Consider the following 17,872-nt stretch of genomic DNA (forward strand, 5'->3'; position numbering starts at 1 on the left):
AGATTCAACCAGACGATCATTCGGTGAAACGTTGCATTTTGTGAGTTGAGACACAAAATTTACACGATTCGAAGGTTTCTCTCATTTTCTGCAGGATTCCGCCCGGATCTTCGGCAGGGTCCTGCGCATCCGGGCGCCGTGGACGGCCGGGTAGTCTGACGACGACGGAGGGTACAGACGACGAAGGGCCCCGCCAACGGGCGGGACCCTTCGCTGGAGTCGGTGGGGCGGGCAGCTAGAGCGCGGCCCGCTGCAGCGAGCGCGCGGCATCGATCGTGGCCTGGCCGAGCACGCGGCTGCCCTGGTAGAGCACCACCGTCTGGCCGGGGGCCACGCCGCGCAGCGGCTCGGTGAGCGTGACCAAAAGCTCGTCGTCCGCCATATGCGCGCGGGCAGGGACGGGGTCGCCGTGGGCGCGGACCTGGGCGTAGCAGTCAAACTCTTCGCGGCTCGCCACCTCGGCGATGGGCAGCCCCGCCCAGGAGACCTTGATGCCTCGGATTTCGTCGATGGCGAGCAGGGCCTCCGGGCCCACCACCACCTTGTTCTCCTTGGGCCGGATCTCCAGCACGAACCTCGGCTTGCCGTCCGCGGCCGGGGTGCCGAGCTTCAGCCCGCGGCGCTGGCCCACGGTGAAAGCGTTGGCGCCCGGGTGCTCGCCGACCTTGGCGCCGGATTCGTCCACGATGTCCCCCGTGGTCATTTCAATCTTCTCGGCGAGCCAGCCGGCGGTGTCGCCGTCGGGAATGAAACAGATGTCGTGGCTGTCCGGCTTGTTCGCCACGGAGAGGCCGCGGCGCTCCGCCTCCGCGCGGACCTCGGCCTTGGACGGCGTCTCGGCCAGCGGGAACATCGAGTGCTTGAGCTGTTCGTGGGTCAGCACCCCCAGCACATAGCTCTGGTCCTTGGCCCAGTCCGCAGCGCGGTGCAGTTCGGGGTTGCCGTCGGCGTCCGTGATGACCTTCGCGTAGTGGCCGGTGCATACGGCATCGAAGCCCAGGGCGATGGCCTTCTCCAGCAGGGCGGCGAATTTGATCCGCTCGTTGCAGCGCATGCAGGGATTGGGGGTGCGGCCTGCGGCGTACTCATCGATGAAGTCCTGGACGACATCTTCCTTAAACCGTTCGGAAAAGTCCCAGACGTAGTACGGGATCCCGAGGATGTCGCACGCACGCCAGGCGTCGCGGGAGTCCTCGATGGTGCAGCAGCCGCGGCTGCCGGTTCGCAGGGTGCCCGGCATCCGGGACAGCGCGAGGTGGACGCCGACGACGTCGTGCCCCGCCTCGACGGCGCGGGCGGCGGCAACGGCGGAATCGACGCCGCCACTCATGGCTGCAAGAACTCGCATACTGGCTTTCTCTAGGGTTCGGGGGTCACAGGCCCCGGGGCTGCTGTTCGCAGCTGCGGTGCTGCTGGGCTTTTAGTGCTGGGCTACTGCCGGGCTTTCACTGCTGGGTTGAACCGCAGTGCTACTGCTGGCCCCCGGAAATAGCACAATGCCTGCCCCGCCATTCTATCGCCACGCCGAATCCTCCCCAAAAGGCCTTGACGGGACCGCCTCCCCCTTCTAGCGTCAGGACAAGCGGTTTTAGAAAACGGAAGCGCACCGACGCGGGAATCGAGCGGACATGGCTGTCGGGAACATCGTGATCGTGGGCGGCGGGCTGGCCGGCGCCACCGCCGCCAAAACATTGCGGGCGGAGGGCTTCAGCGGTCCGGTGGTGCTGGTGGCCGCCGAGTCCCACCAGCCGTACCTGCGCCCGCCGCTGTCCAAGGAGTACCTGCTGGGCAAGGCCGGCGACGACGCCCTGCCTGTGGTGCCCGAGGACTGGTACGACGCGAACGACGTCGACCTCCGGCTCGGCGTCCAGGTCACGGCGGTGGACCCGGCTGCCCGGGCTGTGGTTCTGGATGACGGGCGGCGGCTGGAGTACGGCTCGCTCCTGCTTGCCACGGGAGCGCGGCCCAGGACCATCCCGCTGCCCGGCAGCGGTCTCGAGGGCGTCAGCACGTTCCGGACGGTCGAGGACAGCCGGCGCCTGCACGCCCGCCTTGCCGGCGGCGGTTTGCACGTGGTCATGGTCGGGTCCGGCTGGATCGGGATGGAACTGGCCGCTGCCGCCAGCACCTTTGGAAACACCGTCACCCTGATGGGGCTGGAGGACGTGCCGCTGGGCGCGGCGATTGGCCCGGACCTGGGCGGTTTCTTCCGCGGGCTGCACGAGGCCCACGGGGTACGGTTCAGGCTTCCGGCGTCCGCTGCCGAGATTCAGGGGTGGTTTGGTCGGGCGACGGCAGTGGTCACCGACTCGGGCGAAGTCCTGCCCGCCGACCTCGTGGTCATCGCCGTCGGCGTTGTGCCGGAGGTCGGGTTGGCCGAGGCGGCCGGGCTCGGGATCCGCAACGGCATCCTCACCGACGCGTCGCTGCGGACCTCGGCGCCCGGGATCTTCGCCGCAGGCGACGTGGCCAACGCCCTGCACCCGTTCACCGGGGAACACCACCGCAGCGAGCACTGGTCCAATGCCCTGAATGGCGGCAAGGTGGCAGCCAAGGCGATGCTCGGCCTCGACGCCACGCTGGAGACCATCCCGTACTTCTACACGGACCAGTACGACGTCAGCATGGAGTACTCGGGCTTCCCGACGCTCGTTGCCGGCCCGCCGGTCATCCGCGGCTCGCTTGCGGACAAGGAGTTCATTGCCTTCTGGCAGCGCGAAGGCCAGGTGATCGCCGGAATGAATGTCAACTGGCCCCGCGCCGCCAAGCCGCAGAAGGCGATCAAGGCGCTCATCAACGCCCGCACCGCCGTGAGCCCGGACCTGCTTGCCGATTCCTCGGTACCCCTGGATCAGCTCCTGCCGGAAGCCTGACGGGCGGCCTCGCGCGCGACCGTTCCGGCGGTCTGGATGCTGGACTCATGCCCGGCCATGCCGGCCTGGCGGCCCCGCGCGTAGGCGCCCGGCAACGCCGCGAGCAGGGCATCGACGTCGGCGTCGGTTGAGGAATGCCCGAGCGTAAATCGCTGCGCCCCCCTCGCCGTGTCCTCGTCCAGGCCCATCGCCAGCAGCACATGGGAGGGCCTCGGAACACCGGCGGTGCAGGCGGAGCCCGTGGAGGATTCGACGCCGGCGAGGTCCAGCAGGAACAGCAGCGAGTCCCCTTCGCAGCCGGGGAACGTGAAATGCGCATTGCCCGGCAACCGCCCGGGGCCCGGGGCGCCCCGCAGGACGGCTTCGGGGACGGCCGCACAGACCCCCTCAATCAGCCGGTCCCGAAGGGCCGCGATCCTGACGGCTTCCTCGGGGAGTTTCGCGGCAACGGCCTCGGCGGCCGCGGCAAACGCGGCGATCGAGGCGGTGTCCAGCGTCCCGGAGCGGACGTCGCGTTCCTGCCCGCCGCCGTGCTGGACCGGGGTCAGCTTCACCGCCCGGCCCAGGATCAGCGCGCCCACGCCGACCGGTCCGCCGATCTTGTGCCCGGAGACGGACATGGCGTCCAGGCCCGTCCCGCGGAAGTCAACGGGCAGGGAGCCGAAGGCCTGGACGGCGTCGGAGTGGACGGGTACGCCGGCGGCGTGTGCCAGTTCCACAACCCGGGCGACGGGCTGGATGGTGCCGACCTCGTTGTTGGCCCACATGACGCTCACCAGTGCGATCGAGCCCGGATCCCGGGACAGCTCGGCTTCGAGCACGGCCAGGTCCACGACGCCCGCGTCATCCACGGGGAGCCAGCACACGTCGGCGCCTTCATGCCGTTCGAGCCATTCGACGGTGTCCAGCACCGCGTGGTGTTCGACGGCGGAACAGAGGATGCGGGTCCGCGCCGGGTCCTCGGCACGGCGGGCCCAGTACAGGCCCTTGACCGCCAGGTTGTCCGCCTCGGTCCCGCCGGAGGTGAAGATGACCTCCGAGGGATGGGCGCCGGCGGCCGCCGCGAGTACTTCCCGCGCGTCCTCCACGGAGCGCCGGGCACGGCGGCCCGATCCATGCAGCGAGGACGGGTTGCCGGTCCGGGCCAGTTCGCGCGTCAGCGCGGCCAGCGCTTCCGGGGCGAGGGTGGTGGTGGCGGCGTGATCGAGGTAGACAGGCACAGCCCAATTCTACCTGCGCGCGCCCGGGCCGCCGCGGTGCCAGGGCGAAGGCACAGTCTCAGGGCAGAGGCACAGTGTCAGGGCGAAGGCACCGGCGTGAGGCACAGTGAAGGGCACAGTGAAGCACCCGGGGCTGGTGTACATTCAAGCGGTGAAAGCGCCACTCTGCCTTGTGCTGGCCACCTTGTTCTGGTCCGGCAATTTCGTCGTCGGACAGACCGCCAGAGCCTCAATGACACCGCTGGACCTGACCTTCTGGCGCTGGAGCCTGGCCGCCGTGCCGCTGCTGATCCTGGCCCACCTCATTGAACGGCCCGACTGGGGCGCGGTGCTGCGCCGCTGGCCCGTGCTTCTGCTGCTGAGTGTCCTGGGCATGAGCGGCTACACACTGCTGCTCTACGGCGCGCTCGGATTCACGTCCGCGATGAACGCCTCGCTGGTGACGGCCGCAAACCCGGCCCTCATTGTGGTCATGGCGATCGTCCTGCTCGGTGAGAAGACCACGCGGCTGGGCTGGCTCGGCATCTGCCTTGGCCTGCTGGGTGTGCTGCTGGTCCTGACCCAGGGCGAGCTGGCCCGCGTGGTCAGCCTCGCCATCAACACCGGTGAGCTCATGATGATTGGCGCGATCATCGTCTGGGGCTTGTACACCATCGTTGCCCGCCGGCTGGATGTGCCGCCCGTCGCGGCCACAGCGGTGCAGGTGGTGATCGCAACCGTGACGCTGGCGCCGTTTGCTCTCGCCATGAACGTGCGGTTTCCCGATACCGCGGCCGAAGGCTGGTCGATGGCGTATATCGCCCTGTTCCCGTCCCTTGGTTCCTATCTCCTCTGGAACCTGGCGCTGAAAACCACCCCGTCCGGGACCGCCGGAAACTACCTCAACCTGATGGTGGTCTTCACCGCGATCATCACCGTGCTGTTCGGGACCCCGCTCACCCTCGTGCAGATCGCAGGCGGCCTCCTGGTGATCGCCGGCGTGCTGCTGACCGGAATCAAGGGCCAGGCCCGCAACGCCGGCCACCCCGCCGGCAGGGCCCAAGCCGGGCCGCCCGCCGCCGCTTCAGGCAGGCAGGCTCACGCAGGCAGTCCGGTCACGATGGAAGAATACGGGCACAGCACTGCCCGGGCCGCGCGCCGCCCTGCTCCCTGAGATCTTCGATGGCGAGGGCTTCGATCCGGCCCGGTTCGATCCCCAGGGCCATTGAGGCCCCGCCGAGAAAGGCTCCGTTCATGGCACACACCAGGTCTGCGTGCCCGGCGGCGAGGCGATGGAACGGGCAGTTCAGCAGCACCAGTCCCCCGCCGCCGTCGTCCGCCGGGCAATAGCCCTGCCCCGCCAGGAAGTCCTCGAACGGGCCGGCGCCATCGGGGCTGCCGGCGGAGTCCGCAGGCTCCGCCCCGGTGGCCCCCGCCGGCTCGCGGCCGGCTGCGCGGGCTGCCGACTCACCCGCCGACTGCCCCCTCGCGCGGGCAGCCCGAAGCAGGGCCTCCCGCGGCGAACCGCCGCCGCTGGTTGCGTCCTCGATCGCGGACACCAGCAGCTCGGCGGCGAGATCATAGTGGCGATCGGGCACCGAGGCCGCGACCTCATCCACGGCGGCCCGGTACAGCTTGGCGGGCCGGCCGGACCCCGGGCCCTCCCGCCCTCCGAGCTTGCGGAACTCCACGGCCAGCAGCCCGTCTTTCACGAGCCGGTCCAGATGGAACGAGGCAGTGCTCCGCGCCAGGCCCACGGCCTGCGCGGCATCGTCCCGGCCAACGGCATCTGCCGCTGAGGCGACGAAGTCAAACAGCCTCCTGCGGCTCTCGTCTCCCAGCGACGCGACCGCCGCCAGCCTGTGGTTCCACGGAAGCTTGGTCATGACACAAGAATATCTCTAAAAACAAGAATCATTGCTTAATTGCTGCGGGGCCCTCTAAAATCGAGATATCTATTTTTAGAAGGAACAATGCCATGAAAGTTTCCCCAGCCCTCGCCAATCCCGCACAGCAGCTCACGGCGGACCGTCAGGCCTTCCTGCTGCTGCGGACCGTCTTTACGGTTGCGCCGATCCTGTTCGGCCTGGACAAGTTCACGAACCTCTTGACCGACTGGACGATGTACCTGGCGCCCGTGGTGACCCAGGTGGTCCCGCTGCCGGCCCAGACGATCATGTACATCGTTGGCGTGGTGGAAATCGTCGCCGGCGTGGCGGTGGCGCTGCGCCCGCGCTTCGGATCGGTGCTCGTGGCCGCCTGGCTGCTGGGCATCATCATCAACCTGATCGTCCTCGGCGGCTTCTACGATGTCGCTCTGCGTGACTTCGGGCTGCTCGTGGGTGCCCTGGCGCTGAACAGGCTGTCCCCGCGCAAGGCCGTGCCGGCCGCGACGCCAGGCAGCTAGGCCAGACGGCGGGTCCCGGCAACTGGTCCCGGCAGCTGGGCGAAGACGCCGGGCCACGCCACTACGCCAGGACGCAGACGGCCCGCGGAACGACCTCAATGGTCATCGGGAGCGCCCCGATCCGCTCGCCGTCGGCGTAGGCCACGATATTGCCGGCAGACAGTTCCACGGTGCGGACCCGGCGAAGCTGCACGGCGGGGTGGCCCACGTGCTTGCCGGCAAAGACCTTGGGAAACACGGCCAGCAGCCGGGTCCGGGACAGCCGGTTGACAATGAAGAGGTCCAGGTAGCCGTCATCAAGGGCGGCTCCCGGGACGATCCTCATCCCGCCGCCGATCGACTGGCCGTTGGCGACGGAAATCAGCATGGCGCCCTGCTGCCACTTCTCGCCGTCGGCAGTCACCGTGTAATCGATGGCCCGGAACGACGCCAGTTCCCGCAGCATGGCGAGCTGGTAGCGGATCTTGCCGCGCGGCCAGCGCCAGTCATTGGCCCGCTCATTGACTGCGGCATCGAACCCGGCCGAGACCACGCCCGCAAACAAGCGGGAGGATCCTCCGGCGGTGATCCTGCCGGCGTCAATCATCCGGCCGCCGCAGGCCAAAGACTCCAGGGCCCGTTCACAGGCCGCCGGGAGGTCGTGCAGCGGCAGGCCCAGCGAACGGGCCGTGTCGTTGCCCGTCCCGGCGGGAATGATGCCCAGTGGAACCCGACGGCGGGCACCGGCACCTGCTCCGGCACCTTCACCTGCTATCGCGTTAAGCCCGAGGTGGACCATGCCGTCGCCGCCCACCACCACGAGGGCATCCACGCCCGACTCCAGCGCAGCCTCAACTGCCTGCGCGAGCCCGGCATAACTGTCCGCGCACAGCAGCAGGACCTCCGCCCCGGCTGCACGGAAGTACGCCGCCGCGTCCTTGCCGGCGTGCCGCGCCCGGCCAAAGGATGCGCGCGGGTTGACGGCGACGGCGATCAGCATGCGCTGAATTATGCCAGCCGCCGGGAACCATCCCTGTGCACGCAGTCGTTATTCCTCCAGCCGGTTAAACTGGGCACGCCGGACGCCCACGAACGGTCCGGCATTCCCACCGCCGGCACCATCAACGAAAAGGATCTCTGTTTGACGCAGGGCAGCAGCTCGCATTACCAGGTCCTCGGGATCCCCGTGACGGCGACGGAGAAGGACATCAAAGTCGCGTACCGCAAGGCCGCCCGGACCGCCCACCCGGACCATGGCGGCGACCCTGCAGCGTTTCGGCGCGTCACGCTCGCGTACGAGACCCTCATCGACACCAAGCGCCGCGCGGACTACGACCGCTCCTACGGCAGCGCATCCGGCGGCGCGTATTCGTCTCCCGCCGGCGATGAGGGCGCCCACTTCGACGCGCCCGCCGCGGGCAGCCGGGCCTCCGCCAACGTGCGCCGGCCGAACACGCCGCGGAATACGGCCGCAGATCCACCCGTCTATGTTCCACCGTTCGAGCAGTTTGACGGCGGGTCGGCGGTGCCGCTGATTCCCGCCAGCGTGGCCCGGCAGCAGGTCCACGGCATGCCCCGCAAACGCGGCATCTTCGGCGCCGAAGCCCGGATCCAACGCGAGATGCGCACCGTGCAGCTCATCAGCAGGCAGATCCTGACCACCATCCCGGCGGCGCGCCTTGTCAACGGGCTGCAGTCCCCGGCGGACAACAGCCACATCGACCACGCGGTCCTTGCCGGGTACCGTCTCGCGATCGTCGGATCCATGCTGCTGCCGCCGGGTGCCTATGCATGGAACGGCAGCACGTTGACCCACGGCGGACGCTCCGTCGCCCCGCCCCAGCTGGGCCACATCGTGCGCCGGATGCAGGACATATTCCCCGAGCTCAATGTCACCGGCTGGATTGTCGTCCACAGCACGGACGGCAATCTGCATCAACCGGTCATCGACCGGCACCGCCGCGCCCCCGGCGGCCAGGGAAGCGGGTACGGGGAAGGCTCGGGCCTTGTCGAGGTGGTCAACGCCGCGGGCCTGGCCCGCGGCCTGAAGTTGTTCCTCGGCTCGGGACCGGCGCCCAACACCGTCAACGTTCCCGTGCTGGCCCGCCTGCTGCGCGGAATGCACTAGATTCCGCCCAGGCGCTCCCCTGCGCCCAGGGGAAGGGAAGGCCCGAGGCGCGTTCGACGCCGGCGGCTCGCTAGGATGGGACGGTGTTCCGCATCCTCTTCCACACCCCAGAAATCCCCGGCAATACGGGAAACGCCATCAGGCTGGCTGCCATTACGGGGGCCGAACTGCATCTGGTGGAGCCCCTGGGCTTTGACTTCTCCGACGCCAAACTCCGGCGGGCGGGCCTTGATTACCACGACCTCGCCGTCGTGACCGTCCACCCGGACATCGACGCGGCGTGGGCCGCTCTCGAGCCGGAACGGGTATTTGCCTTCACCTCCGACGGCGAGACCACGTACACAGACATCCGCTACCGTGCCGGCGACGTCCTCTTGTTTGGTCCTGAATCCGTAGGCCTGCCCGAGGAAGTCAAACACAGTCCCCGGGTGACGTCCCGGGTGCGCCTGCCGATGCTCCCAGCCCTCCGGTCACTGAACCTGGCCAACGCGGCATCCATCGCCGTCTACGAGGCGTGGCGCCAGAACGGGTTTGCAGGGGCCAAGTTGTAGCGGTCCGCCGCGAAGGCCCGCCAGGACGTGCGGCGGCCCCCTGGGCGGCCCGCGGGAAAGAATTCCCGCGCAGCACGCCCATCCAGATGCCGGGGCGCACCGAATCACTTCTGAAGGCGGACACCAATCCGCCCACTCACATTGTGTCTACCGGGCATAGTGCGGAGAAACGGAAGGGAGCGAGGAGCGGCAGGTGAGAACAGTACATCTGGACAGATCCTCTGCCCGCGTGGCAGGGGACGGCCCCTCGACGCATGCCGCACCGATTGGCCCGCGTTGGGCTGCAAGCGCCCTATGCTTGGGAGTGATGGAAACTCCGAATGCCCCGAACCCCGAGGCCGCCGCACCGGCGGACACCTCAGCCGACATCAACGGCCGGCTCAGCAGCCTGCTGGCACTGATTGCCCAGGGCGACCAGACGGCGTTCGCGGAATTTTACAGCCTCACCTCCAGGCGCGTCTTCGGCATGGCACGCCGGGTCCTGATCGATACCGAACTCAGTGAGGACACCACCCAGGAAGTCTTCCTGCAGGTCTGGCAGAACGCCGCCAAATTCAATCCCGCCGCCGGCAGTCCGCTCGCCTGGCTCATGACGATCTCGCACCGACGCGCCGTTGACAAGGTCCGGTCCTCGCAGTCCGCCACCGACCGCGAAGCCAGATACGGTGCCAGCAGCCAGGAGATCGACCACGATTCCGTCTCGGACGAAGTCGGCAGCCGGCTCGAGGCCGAGGCCGTGGTCCGGTGCATGGAGACGCTGACCGATACGCAGCAGGAGTCCGTCCGGCTGGCGTACTACGGCGGCCTCACCTACCGGGAAGTGGCCGAGCGGCTGAATGCCGCGGTACCTACCATCAAGTCCCGCATCCGCGATGGACTCATCCGACTGAAGACCTGCTTGGGGGTGAGCTGAATTGACCGATATGAACGCACATGAGAACAACAACCGCCTCCCCGGCGGCTTCACCGCCGAGATCGCCACCGACCTGTCGTCCGGCCGCGTGGTGGACCTTGCCGAGGTCTATGCCCTCAACGCCGTGGACGACGCCGAACGCGCCGCAATCGAGCAGTTCCTCGCCTCCGCACCGGCAGCAGACAGGGCTGCCTTCAACGAGCGGGTCCGGCAGGCCCGGGAGACCCTGGCCACCAGCTTCACCGCAGAGGAAGAGCCTCCGCCCGGGCTGCTGGACCGGATCATGTCATCCTTGCCTGCGCAGACAGCAGAGCAGGCCGCAGCGCAGTCCCCCGCCGCAGTGCCGCTTCCCGGCACGGGTCCGCAAGCGACGCCGGTGCTGCCGCATCCGGTACGTGACGGCTCCGCTCTGCCCGCCACCGACGAACTCGGTGCGGCCCGCCAGCGCAGGGAAGAGCGCCGCCGCCCGCAGGGCATGCGGAACTGGCTTATCGGCGTCGCCGCAGCAGCCGTGATCGCCCTGGGCGGTGTGGGCGTCGGAGCCTACGTGGCCAACCAGAACGATCCCCTAAATCAGGTGATGCAGGCCAGCGACGTCCGCCAGGCTACTGTCGACGTCAACGGCGGCGGCACCGCCACCGTGTCGATTTCCCCGTCCAAGGATGCCGCCGTCGTCAAAATGAACGGCGTCCCGGCCCCGCCCGTGGGCAAGGTCTATCAGATGTGGCTGATCCCCAAGGACGGCTCGGCCCCGGTCTCGCAGGGCCTCATGGACGCTGAAGCCCTGTCCAAGCCCGCGGTGGTCAAGGGCATCGGTTCCGCGGCCGCGCTGGGCATCACCGTGGAGCCCGAAGGCGGATCCGCGTCGCCTACCCTGCCGACCGTCGCCGCCGCACCGCTGGACGCCTAGCCACCCGCAGGAGACAGCAAGCCACCCGCACACACAAAGCCGCCCGGGCCTTGACTCCTTCCGTAGAAGGACTCAAGGCCCGGGCGGCTTTGTGTTGTGGCCGGCGGACGTCCCGGCAAGCCGGCTTCCCGCCCGGCTAAATGACCAGCGAGAGCAGCATGACCAGGCCGAAGCTCACCACGGAGATCAGGGTTTCCATGACGGACCAGGTCTTGAAGGTCTGGCCCACAGTGAGTCCGAACAGCTCCTTGACGAGCCAGAACCCGGCGTCGTTCACGTGCGAGAAGAACAGCGAGCCCGCGCCGATCGCGAGGGCCAGGAGGGCGGCGTGCGTCGGCGACAGCGAGCTGGCCAGCGGTGCCACGATGCCGGCGGCCGTCACGGTGGCGACGGTGGCTGAGCCTGTCGCCAGGCGCAGGGCAACGGCCACGATGAAGCCGAGCACAAGCACGGACATGTTGGTCCCCTCGGCCCAGGCCTTCACCGAGTCACCCACACCGGCACCAATCAGCGTCTGCTTGAAGCCGCCGCCTGCGCCGACAATCAGGATGATCCCCGCGATCGGGCCCAGGCTGGCAGCGATCTTGCTCGTAATCTTGGCGCCGTTGAGGCCCACGGCGTAGCCGAAGGTCACCATGGCCAGCAGGACGGCCAGGGTCATCGCCACCAGCGGCTGCCCGACGAAGTCGAAGAACATCCGGATCGCGGGGGCCGTCTTGGGGTCCGGCCAGATGATGTCCACAACGGCCCTGAGCAGCATGAGGACCACCGGGAAGATGATGGTCAACAGCGTGACGGTGAAGTTCGGCGGGCGCTTGACGCCCTCCATGTCCGCGCCGTGCACGGTATCGACGCCGCCGGCGACGGCGGGGGCACCCACCGGGACCCACCGGGCCGCCAGGCGGGAGAAGAGCGGGCCGCAGATAATCACCGTGGGGACGGCGATGAGGATGCCGAGGGCCAGTGTGGTGCCCAGTTCAGCCTTGACGGCGCTGATCGCGATCAGCGGTCCCGGGTGCGGCGGCACCAGCCCGTGCAGCACGGACAGGCCGGCCAGCGCCGGGATGGCGATGCGCATCAGGGGCATCTTGGAGCGCTGCGTGACCAGGACGATCACCGGCAGCAGCAGGACGAGACCGATCTCGAAGAACATCGGCAGGCCGATGATCACGGCTACGAGCGTGATGGACCAGACCAGCTTGTTTCCGGTGGCCTTTGCCAGGAGGGTGTCGACCACCCGGTTCGCGCCGCCGGAGTCCGCGAGCAGCTTGCCCAGCATCGCGCCGAGGGCGACCAACAGACCGACTTCCTTCAGGACGCCGCCCACGCCGTCCTCGAAGTTGATGATCACCTTGGCCGGTTCCACACCGGCAGCGAGGCCGACGAATCCTGACCCCAGAATCAGGGCCAGGAAGGGGTGGAACTTGAATTTGGCGATCAGGACCACGAGCAGGGCGATGCCCAGACCCGCGATGATCAGTAGTTGGGTATTGACGCCGGTCCCGGCCTCAACGGCAGCCGGAAGCTGCATTGCTATCAGTGATTTCACAAAAAATTCCTTGGTCGCGGCGAAACGCGGGAAGGCTCAGGGCCTGGCGTCGGCGGCGTCGAGATTAAGTCGGGTGATGATTTCCTGTGCTTCTTCCGCCGGCGTTGCGGAGACGGACAGGGAGATGAAGTTTTCGTCTGCCGTGGGGGCTTCGAGCGCGTCGAACTGGGACTCCAGCAGGGCCGGGGGCATGAAGTGCCCGTGGCGGGAGGCCAGCCGGTCGGAGATCTTGTCCCGTGATCCCTCGAGGAACACGAAAACCACCCCTTCGCCGCGCAGAACGTCCCGGTAGCGCTTCTTCAGCGCCGAACAGGTCACGACGCCGGGATTCCCGGCGCCGGTGTGGGCCCGGATCCAGTCCGCAATGCTTTCGAGCCAGGGCCACCGGTCCTCGTCGGTCAGCGGCTGTCCTGCGTGCATCTTTGCCACGTTTGATTCGGGGTGCAGGTCGTCGCCCTCGGCCAGGTCCCAGCCCAGCCTGCCGGCCAGAAGTCCCGCGACAGTTGATTTGCCGGATCCGGAGACGCCCATGATCACAAGAACGGGGTGTTGCGCAGTCTTCGCCATCAAAGTCTGCCTTCCATCAATAAATATGATTTAAACAGAGGCCAGCATATGGCAGAGGTTGTGCTGCAGCAACACTAGAAACCGGCGATGGTCCCCTGGCCGTTGACTGTTACGACATGGAACGCCTCGGCGCTGCGCCCGGCGGGAAGTCCGGCGCGGGCCCCGGTGCCGAGCATGAGGCCGCGGACCGTGCGCTCCATGGCGTCGACGTCGGGGTGCTGGCTGACGTGGATGTGGATGGCGGCCAGCTTGCTCTCCACATGCCCGGTGACGTCCACGAAGTGGTTTTCGCGCTCTTCCGGCCCGGCGAAGAGCCACAGCCAGGGCAATTTGTAGGCCTCCAGCCCGGACTCGGCCAGTTCCGGGTATGCGAACGGGTTTTCCAGCGCGGGGTACACGGCGCGGGTCACCGCCTCCCCCACGGCGAGATGATCCGGATGGCTCTTCTGTATCCGGTTCCAGTTGCGTTCCGGATGCATGGAGAGCACGACGTCGGGCCGGAGCTGCCGGATCAGGCGCACCACCTCGCGCATCACCTCATGCGAGGGTTCGAGGTAGCCGTCACGCTGGTGCAGGTAATGGATGTCTGTGACGCCGACCAGGGCGGCGGCGCGCTCCTGCTCCGCAACGCGCAGCCGCACAATTTCCTCGCGCTGCTCCGGATCAAAGCCGCCGGCGTCGCCGTCGGTCATGATGCAGTAGCTGACCTGGACTCCGGCGGCGGTCCAGGCTGCAACCGTGCCGGCTGCGCCGAAATCGATGTCGTCCGGGTGGGCCGTGAAACAAAGCACCCGCTCAATCCGGGTGGTCTCCGGGTCGAACGGGCTTTGTGCCGGGACGGCGGTGGTGCTCATGCGGTCAGCCTCTGCGCTTCTTGATTTCGGCGGTGGCCTGCGGCAGGACCTGGAAGAGGTCGCCCACAATGCCGAAGTCCGCGATCTCGAAAACCGGCGATTCGGCGTCCTTGTTCACGGCCACGATCACCTTCGCGGTCTGCATGCCTGCCTTCTGCTGGATGGCTCCGGAAATGCCCGCGGAGATGTAGAGCTGCGGTGCGACGGTCTTGCCGGTCTGGCCGATCTGCGCGTCGTGGCCGATCCAGCCGGCGTCCGTGGCCGCCCGCGAGGCTCCGATGGCTGCGCCGAGGGCGTCGGCGAGTTCCTCCAGCGGACCAAAGTTGCCGTCCACGCCACGGCCGCCGGCCACGACGATCCGCGCCTCGGACAGATCGGGGCGTCCGCTGGCAGGCTTGTCGGTGCGCGCCGTAACCCGTGCGGCAGCCGCGGTCACGTCAGGAACCTGGACAGTGATGCTCTCCGGCGCCGTGCCGGTGACCGCGGGCTCGGGCGTGATGCTGTTGGGCTTCACGGTCAGCACGGAAACGGGTGTCACCGCCTTCGCGGCGCTGGTGTAGGACCCGGCCAGGACCGACTTGTGCGCCGTTCCGTCGGGATCCACGGCCACGACGTCGGTGATGACGCCGGCGCCGAGCCTGATGCCGAGCCGGGCGGCGATTTCCTTGCCCTCGGCCGAGTTCTCGGCCAGGACCACGCCCGCACCGGCGGCGGCGGCGGCCGCGGCCAGGAATGCCGCCTTGGGTCCGACGAGGTAGTCGTCGAGGTCCGTGGCGGACGGGCGGTACAGTGCCTGGGCGCCGTACGCGGCCAGGGTCGAGGCGGCGTCGTCGTGCAGTTCGCCGTTGACGGCGGCGACGGTCTCGCCCAGGGACCGGGCGATGGTGAGCAGTTCCAGGCTCGACTTCTTCAGCGCCGCACCGGGGTTGTCGATGAAAACGAGTACTTTTGCCATGTTCGGATAATCCCCTTTAGAGCAGCTTCTGGGCGGCCAGGAACTCGACCAGCTGGATGCCGGCGTCGCCTTCGTCGGTAATGATGGTGCCGGCCGTCCGCGGCGGGCGGGCCTCTGCGGTCTCGACGGCGGTCCAGGAACCGGCCTGGCCCACCTGGGCGGCGTCCACGCCGATGTCGGCAAGGCTCAAGGTGGTGATGGTTTTCTTCTTCGCCGCCATGATGCCCTTGAAGTTCGGGTACCGCGGATCATTGATCTGGTCGGTGACGGAAACGACGGCCGGGAGTGTGGCCTCGATGGTGTCCGCGTGGGTGTCGCCGTCGCGGCGGGCGGTGAGCTTGCCGGCGTCGAGCTCGAGGGACGCGGCGAAGGTTACCTGCGGGAGGCCCAGCCGCTCAGCGAGCTGTGCCGGGACCAGCGAGGTCTCGCCGTCCGTGGAGGCCATTCCGGTGAGGATGAGGTCCGCGGGGACATCCGCGCCCAGGTGGCGGATCGCGGCGGCCAGCGCCAGCGACGTGGCCGCGGCATCCGAACCGGCCAGGGCCTCATCGCTGAGGTGCACGCCTTCCGTGGCGCCGATCTGGAGGGACTTCTTCACCGCATTGACTGCCCCGGCCGGGCCCATGCTCAGCGCAATGACCTTGTTGCCGGCCGCTTCTCCGCCGCGGGCCTCGGTCAGCTGCAGCGCAGCTTCCAGGGCGTATTCATCCAGTTCGGACAGGATGCTTTCGGAGCGGTCCACCGTGTTGGCCTCACCTGTGAGGTGGCGGTCGAACTGCGCATCCGGGACGTGCTTGACCAGCACAATGATTTTCAGAGTTTCTTCCACTGTGTCTACAGCAGCCTTCCATGCGGGTGGACAGCCGCCCCTGACGGGGTCATGGCCACGGAATGCCCGGCAGCCGGGCTGTTCCTAGCTAACCATATAGCCGCCGGGCAGCGCGGCCAGGGTTAAGGTCTGTGTCAGTGAACTGGCCCGGGACGGCAAAGGCCGGGCCGCACCTTTTCGGTGCCGCCCGGCCTGTTTGCTGCTGCCTTGATTTACAGCTGCGCTGTTTGCTTCCGCCCAGCTCTACTGCTCGGCTGCAGCGCCGAGCGTCACGTCGACGTCCTTGAGCTGGCCACCGCGCAGCACCGTCACCTTGACCGTGGCCCCGGCGGCCTGTTCCCGCACCGCCGCGGTGAGCTGGTTGGGATCGCTGATGGTCAGGTTCTGGAACTTCGTCACGACGTCGCCGACCTTGATGCCGGCCTTGTCTGCGGCCGAGCCGGACTCGACGGTCGCGACCTCCGCGCCCACCGAGAACCCGGAGGAGGACGAGCCTGCGGCCTTGGGCTTCACGCTGACCCCGAACTGCCCGTGGGTGGCTTTGCCGGCGCTGATGATCTCCTGGGCCACGCGCTTGGCGTTGTTGATGGGGATGCTGAAGCCCACGCCGATGTTGCCGCTGCTGCTTCCGCTGGCCGCGTCGCCGCCGGCGGAGGCGATCGCGACGTTGACGCCAATGATTTCGCCCTTGGTGTTCACCAGCGCGCCGCCGGAGTTACCCGGGTTGATGGCCGCGTCCGTCTGGATTACGTTGATCGAGATGGATCCCTGATCCGCGGTGCTCGGAGTCTCGCCGCCGCCGGGGGGCGCGAACTGGAAGCCCTGGTCACCGCCCTGGGAGTTGTCCGCACCGCCCTTCGGCGCAGCCGAGGATGCCACGCTGATGGTCCGGTTCAGGGTTGAGACGATGCCGTCCGTGACTGTGCCGGTAAGTCCCAGCGGCGATCCAATGGCGACGGCGGTGTCACCGACGTTCAGCTTGCCCGAGTCACCGAGAGTTGCCGGGACCAGTCCCGAGGGGTTGTCGATCTTGATCACGGCGAGGTCGGAAAGCGGGTCGGTACCGACGATCTTCGCGGAGTAGACCTTGCCGTCGCTCGTCCGGACCTCCATGGTGGCGTTCGCGGCCTTGCCGTCGAGCGTCACCACGTGGGTATTGGTCAGCACATGGCCCTGGGTGTCGAGGATGATCCCGCTGCCGGTGCCGCCGTCGCTGCCGCTGGTCGCTTTGATGGTCACCACACTGGGGGAAGCCTTGAGGGCGGCGGCGCTGATGGCGTTGACGTCTTCCCTGTTGTTGACGATCACCGGACCGGCCTGGCTCGTGTTGCTCGCGGCGGACGGGGAAAGGCGATCGCCCAGCAGGGCGTTGCTGCCGGCCACCACGCCGCCGCCGATCAGGCCGGCGGCCACGATGCTGGCCACGAGGGTGGGGACGCCGAATGCCGCCTTGCGTTTGGGGGCGTGCGCCGGGTCGTTCGCAAAGCCGGGGCCGGAAGGGTAGGACGGACCCGGCTGCGGCTGGCCGCCGTAAGGGTTGGCGCCGTAGTGGGCCTGGCCGTACTGGGTTTGCGGCGACTGCCCGTACGGGGTTTGCTGGGACTGGCCGTAGGGCGGGTGGCCGGGCTGGGCGGGCTGGCCCTGGCCGGACTGGGAGAACCCGCCGTACGGGCCGGTTTGCTGGGCCGGGGCGCCGATCTGCTGGGTATCCGCGGCGGAGGGCTGTTGCTGCTGGTACACCGGACGCGGCGCGCCGTCCTCGGCGCGGTCCAGCCGGAGGGTCGGGTTCTCGGGCGCCGGGCTTCCGACTACTGAGTTTTCGGACGTCGTGCTTTCGGATGCCGGACTTCCCGGTGCCGCCTCAGGCGCGCGGCCGGCATGCGGCTGCTCCGGCGAGCCCTCCCGCACTCCCGCCGGTTCCTGGTTCTGTTGTGTCGGCTCCGGTGACACACCCGGCACTGGGTTCTCAGTCATGAGACTTCCTTTCGTCCTCGTCTGCCTATAACTATGAACGCTCAGGCTGACACTAGAGCGGACATTTGCTGGGAGGTTCCTGAACGGACAGTTTGCGGCCTGCGGGCCCGTGTTTCCCAGTTTAAGCCCGTTTCGCTGGTGGCATATTCCCCTAGGTGGACTGCCTTTTGGGTGCACCATAGAA

The 17,872-nt window shown here is 68.1% G+C and carries 17 protein-coding genes; 7 read left to right on the forward strand and 10 right to left on the reverse strand.

Features of this window, described 5'->3' with window-relative positions; genetic code table 11:
• Positions 1-235 precede the first annotated feature (235 nt).
• Positions 236-1,348, reverse strand: coding sequence for a tRNA 2-thiouridine(34) synthase MnmA (mnmA, locus tag AC1DKN_RS11660; RefSeq protein WP_476871330.1), 1,113 nt, complete (start codon positions 1,346-1,348; stop codon positions 236-238).
• 280 nt (positions 1,349-1,628) lie between these two features.
• Between mnmA and AC1DKN_RS11665 the strand changes: the two genes are divergently transcribed.
• Positions 1,629-2,873: an NAD(P)/FAD-dependent oxidoreductase gene (locus AC1DKN_RS11665; protein WP_476871331.1), complete on the forward strand. Its 1,245-nt coding sequence runs from the start codon at positions 1,629-1,631 to the stop codon at positions 2,871-2,873.
• Here AC1DKN_RS11665 and AC1DKN_RS11670 read toward each other — a convergent pair.
• On the reverse strand, positions 2,852-4,093 hold the full coding sequence (locus tag AC1DKN_RS11670; RefSeq protein WP_476871332.1) for a cysteine desulfurase family protein: 1,242 nt from the start codon (positions 4,091-4,093) through the stop codon (positions 2,852-2,854). The genes AC1DKN_RS11665 and AC1DKN_RS11670 overlap by 22 nt on opposite strands.
• Before the next feature lie 151 nt (positions 4,094-4,244).
• Between AC1DKN_RS11670 and AC1DKN_RS11675 the strand changes: the two genes are divergently transcribed.
• Positions 4,245-5,246 (forward strand): DMT family transporter, encoded by a 1,002-nt coding sequence (locus AC1DKN_RS11675; protein WP_476871333.1) that lies wholly within the window; start codon positions 4,245-4,247, stop codon positions 5,244-5,246.
• Here AC1DKN_RS11675 and AC1DKN_RS11680 read toward each other — a convergent pair.
• Entirely contained in the window at positions 5,188-5,958 is a 771-nt protein-coding gene (locus AC1DKN_RS11680) for a helix-turn-helix transcriptional regulator (protein ID WP_476871334.1), read from the reverse strand. The two genes, AC1DKN_RS11675 and AC1DKN_RS11680, sit on opposite strands and share 59 nt — an antisense overlap.
• Positions 5,959-6,050: 92 nt before the next feature.
• Here AC1DKN_RS11680 and AC1DKN_RS11685 point away from each other — a divergent pair, with 92 nt between their 5' ends.
• Positions 6,051-6,479, forward strand: a complete 429-nt coding sequence (locus tag AC1DKN_RS11685; RefSeq protein WP_476856673.1) for a hypothetical protein — start codon at positions 6,051-6,053, stop codon at positions 6,477-6,479.
• Between the two features lie 61 nt (positions 6,480-6,540).
• Here AC1DKN_RS11685 and AC1DKN_RS11690 read toward each other — a convergent pair whose 3' ends face one another.
• On the reverse strand, positions 6,541-7,458 hold the full coding sequence (locus AC1DKN_RS11690; RefSeq protein WP_476871335.1) for a diacylglycerol/lipid kinase family protein: 918 nt from the start codon (positions 7,456-7,458) through the stop codon (positions 6,541-6,543).
• A 141-nt stretch (positions 7,459-7,599) separates the two neighbouring features.
• On the opposite strand from AC1DKN_RS11690, the gene AC1DKN_RS11695 reads away from it, so the two are divergent.
• The 4 genes from AC1DKN_RS11695 to AC1DKN_RS11710 all read left to right on the forward strand — a co-directional run bounded on the left by AC1DKN_RS11695 (position 7,600) and on the right by AC1DKN_RS11710 (position 10,960).
• Positions 7,600-8,586, forward strand: a complete 987-nt coding sequence (locus AC1DKN_RS11695; RefSeq protein WP_476848771.1) for a J domain-containing protein — start codon at positions 7,600-7,602, stop codon at positions 8,584-8,586.
• Positions 8,587-8,669: 83 nt separating this feature from the next.
• Positions 8,670-9,137: a tRNA (cytidine(34)-2'-O)-methyltransferase gene (locus AC1DKN_RS11700; protein ID WP_026538402.1), complete on the forward strand. Its 468-nt coding sequence runs from the start codon at positions 8,670-8,672 to the stop codon at positions 9,135-9,137.
• A 307-nt stretch (positions 9,138-9,444) separates the two neighbouring features.
• The gene (sigK, locus tag AC1DKN_RS11705) at positions 9,445-10,050 is read left to right on the forward strand and encodes an ECF RNA polymerase sigma factor SigK (RefSeq protein ID WP_223913940.1); all 606 of its coding nucleotides are present in this window, start codon (positions 9,445-9,447) and stop codon (positions 10,048-10,050) included.
• 10 nt (positions 10,051-10,060) lie between these two features.
• On the forward strand, positions 10,061-10,960 hold the full coding sequence (locus AC1DKN_RS11710) for an anti-sigma factor (RefSeq protein WP_043436603.1): 900 nt from the start codon (positions 10,061-10,063) through the stop codon (positions 10,958-10,960).
• A 136-nt stretch (positions 10,961-11,096) separates the two neighbouring features.
• Here AC1DKN_RS11710 and AC1DKN_RS11715 read toward each other — a convergent pair whose 3' ends face one another.
• The 6 genes from AC1DKN_RS11715 to AC1DKN_RS11740 all read right to left on the reverse strand — a co-directional run bounded on the left by AC1DKN_RS11715 (position 11,097) and on the right by AC1DKN_RS11740 (position 17,688).
• Positions 11,097-12,491 carry a GntT/GntP/DsdX family permease gene (locus AC1DKN_RS11715; protein ID WP_223913985.1) on the reverse strand — a complete coding sequence of 465 codons (1,395 nt, stop codon included), beginning with the start codon at positions 12,489-12,491 and terminating at the stop codon, positions 11,097-11,099.
• Positions 12,492-12,545: 54 nt separating this feature from the next.
• Positions 12,546-13,076, reverse strand: coding sequence for a gluconokinase (locus tag AC1DKN_RS11720; protein ID WP_028277966.1), 531 nt, complete (start codon positions 13,074-13,076; stop codon positions 12,546-12,548).
• Between the two features lie 74 nt (positions 13,077-13,150).
• Positions 13,151-13,930, reverse strand: a complete 780-nt coding sequence (locus tag AC1DKN_RS11725) for a PIG-L deacetylase family protein (protein ID WP_230008546.1) — start codon at positions 13,928-13,930, stop codon at positions 13,151-13,153.
• 4 nt (positions 13,931-13,934) lie between these two features.
• Positions 13,935-14,885 carry an electron transfer flavoprotein subunit alpha/FixB family protein gene (locus tag AC1DKN_RS11730; protein ID WP_223913937.1) on the reverse strand — a complete coding sequence of 317 codons (951 nt, stop codon included), beginning with the start codon at positions 14,883-14,885 and terminating at the stop codon, positions 13,935-13,937.
• Positions 14,886-14,901: 16 nt separating this feature from the next.
• Positions 14,902-15,702: an electron transfer flavoprotein subunit beta/FixA family protein gene (locus AC1DKN_RS11735; protein WP_230008547.1), complete on the reverse strand. Its 801-nt coding sequence runs from the start codon at positions 15,700-15,702 to the stop codon at positions 14,902-14,904.
• Between the two features lie 255 nt (positions 15,703-15,957).
• Entirely contained in the window at positions 15,958-17,688 is a 1,731-nt protein-coding gene (locus tag AC1DKN_RS11740; protein ID WP_476848767.1) for a S1C family serine protease, read from the reverse strand.
• Between the last annotated feature and the right edge of the window lie 184 nt (positions 17,689-17,872).

This window comes from Arthrobacter sp. 01N444, from assembly GCF_056399305.1.

Coding starts and splice junctions, on each gene's coding strand:
- mnmA (WP_476871330.1), bottom strand. CDS start 1,348: ATGCGAGTTCTTGCAGCCATGAGTGGCGGCGTCGATTCCGCCGTTGCC.
- AC1DKN_RS11665 (WP_476871331.1), top strand. CDS start 1,629: ATGGCTGTCGGGAACATCGTGATCGTGGGCGGCGGGCTGGCCGGCGCC.
- AC1DKN_RS11680 (WP_476871334.1), bottom strand. CDS start 5,958: ATGACCAAGCTTCCGTGGAACCACAGGCTGGCGGCGGTCGCGTCGCTG.
- AC1DKN_RS11685 (WP_476856673.1), top strand. CDS start 6,051: ATGAAAGTTTCCCCAGCCCTCGCCAATCCCGCACAGCAGCTCACGGCG.
- AC1DKN_RS11690 (WP_476871335.1), bottom strand. CDS start 7,458: ATGCTGATCGCCGTCGCCGTCAACCCGCGCGCATCCTTTGGCCGGGCG.
- sigK (WP_223913940.1), top strand. CDS start 9,445: ATGGAAACTCCGAATGCCCCGAACCCCGAGGCCGCCGCACCGGCGGAC.
- AC1DKN_RS11710 (WP_043436603.1), top strand. CDS start 10,061: ATGAACGCACATGAGAACAACAACCGCCTCCCCGGCGGCTTCACCGCC.
- AC1DKN_RS11715 (WP_223913985.1), bottom strand. CDS start 12,491: ATGCAGCTTCCGGCTGCCGTTGAGGCCGGGACCGGCGTCAATACCCAA.
- AC1DKN_RS11720 (WP_028277966.1), bottom strand. CDS start 13,076: ATGGCGAAGACTGCGCAACACCCCGTTCTTGTGATCATGGGCGTCTCC.
- AC1DKN_RS11725 (WP_230008546.1), bottom strand. CDS start 13,930: ATGAGCACCACCGCCGTCCCGGCACAAAGCCCGTTCGACCCGGAGACC.
- AC1DKN_RS11730 (WP_223913937.1), bottom strand. CDS start 14,885: ATGGCAAAAGTACTCGTTTTCATCGACAACCCCGGTGCGGCGCTGAAG.
- AC1DKN_RS11740 (WP_476848767.1), bottom strand. CDS start 17,688: ATGACTGAGAACCCAGTGCCGGGTGTGTCACCGGAGCCGACACAACAG.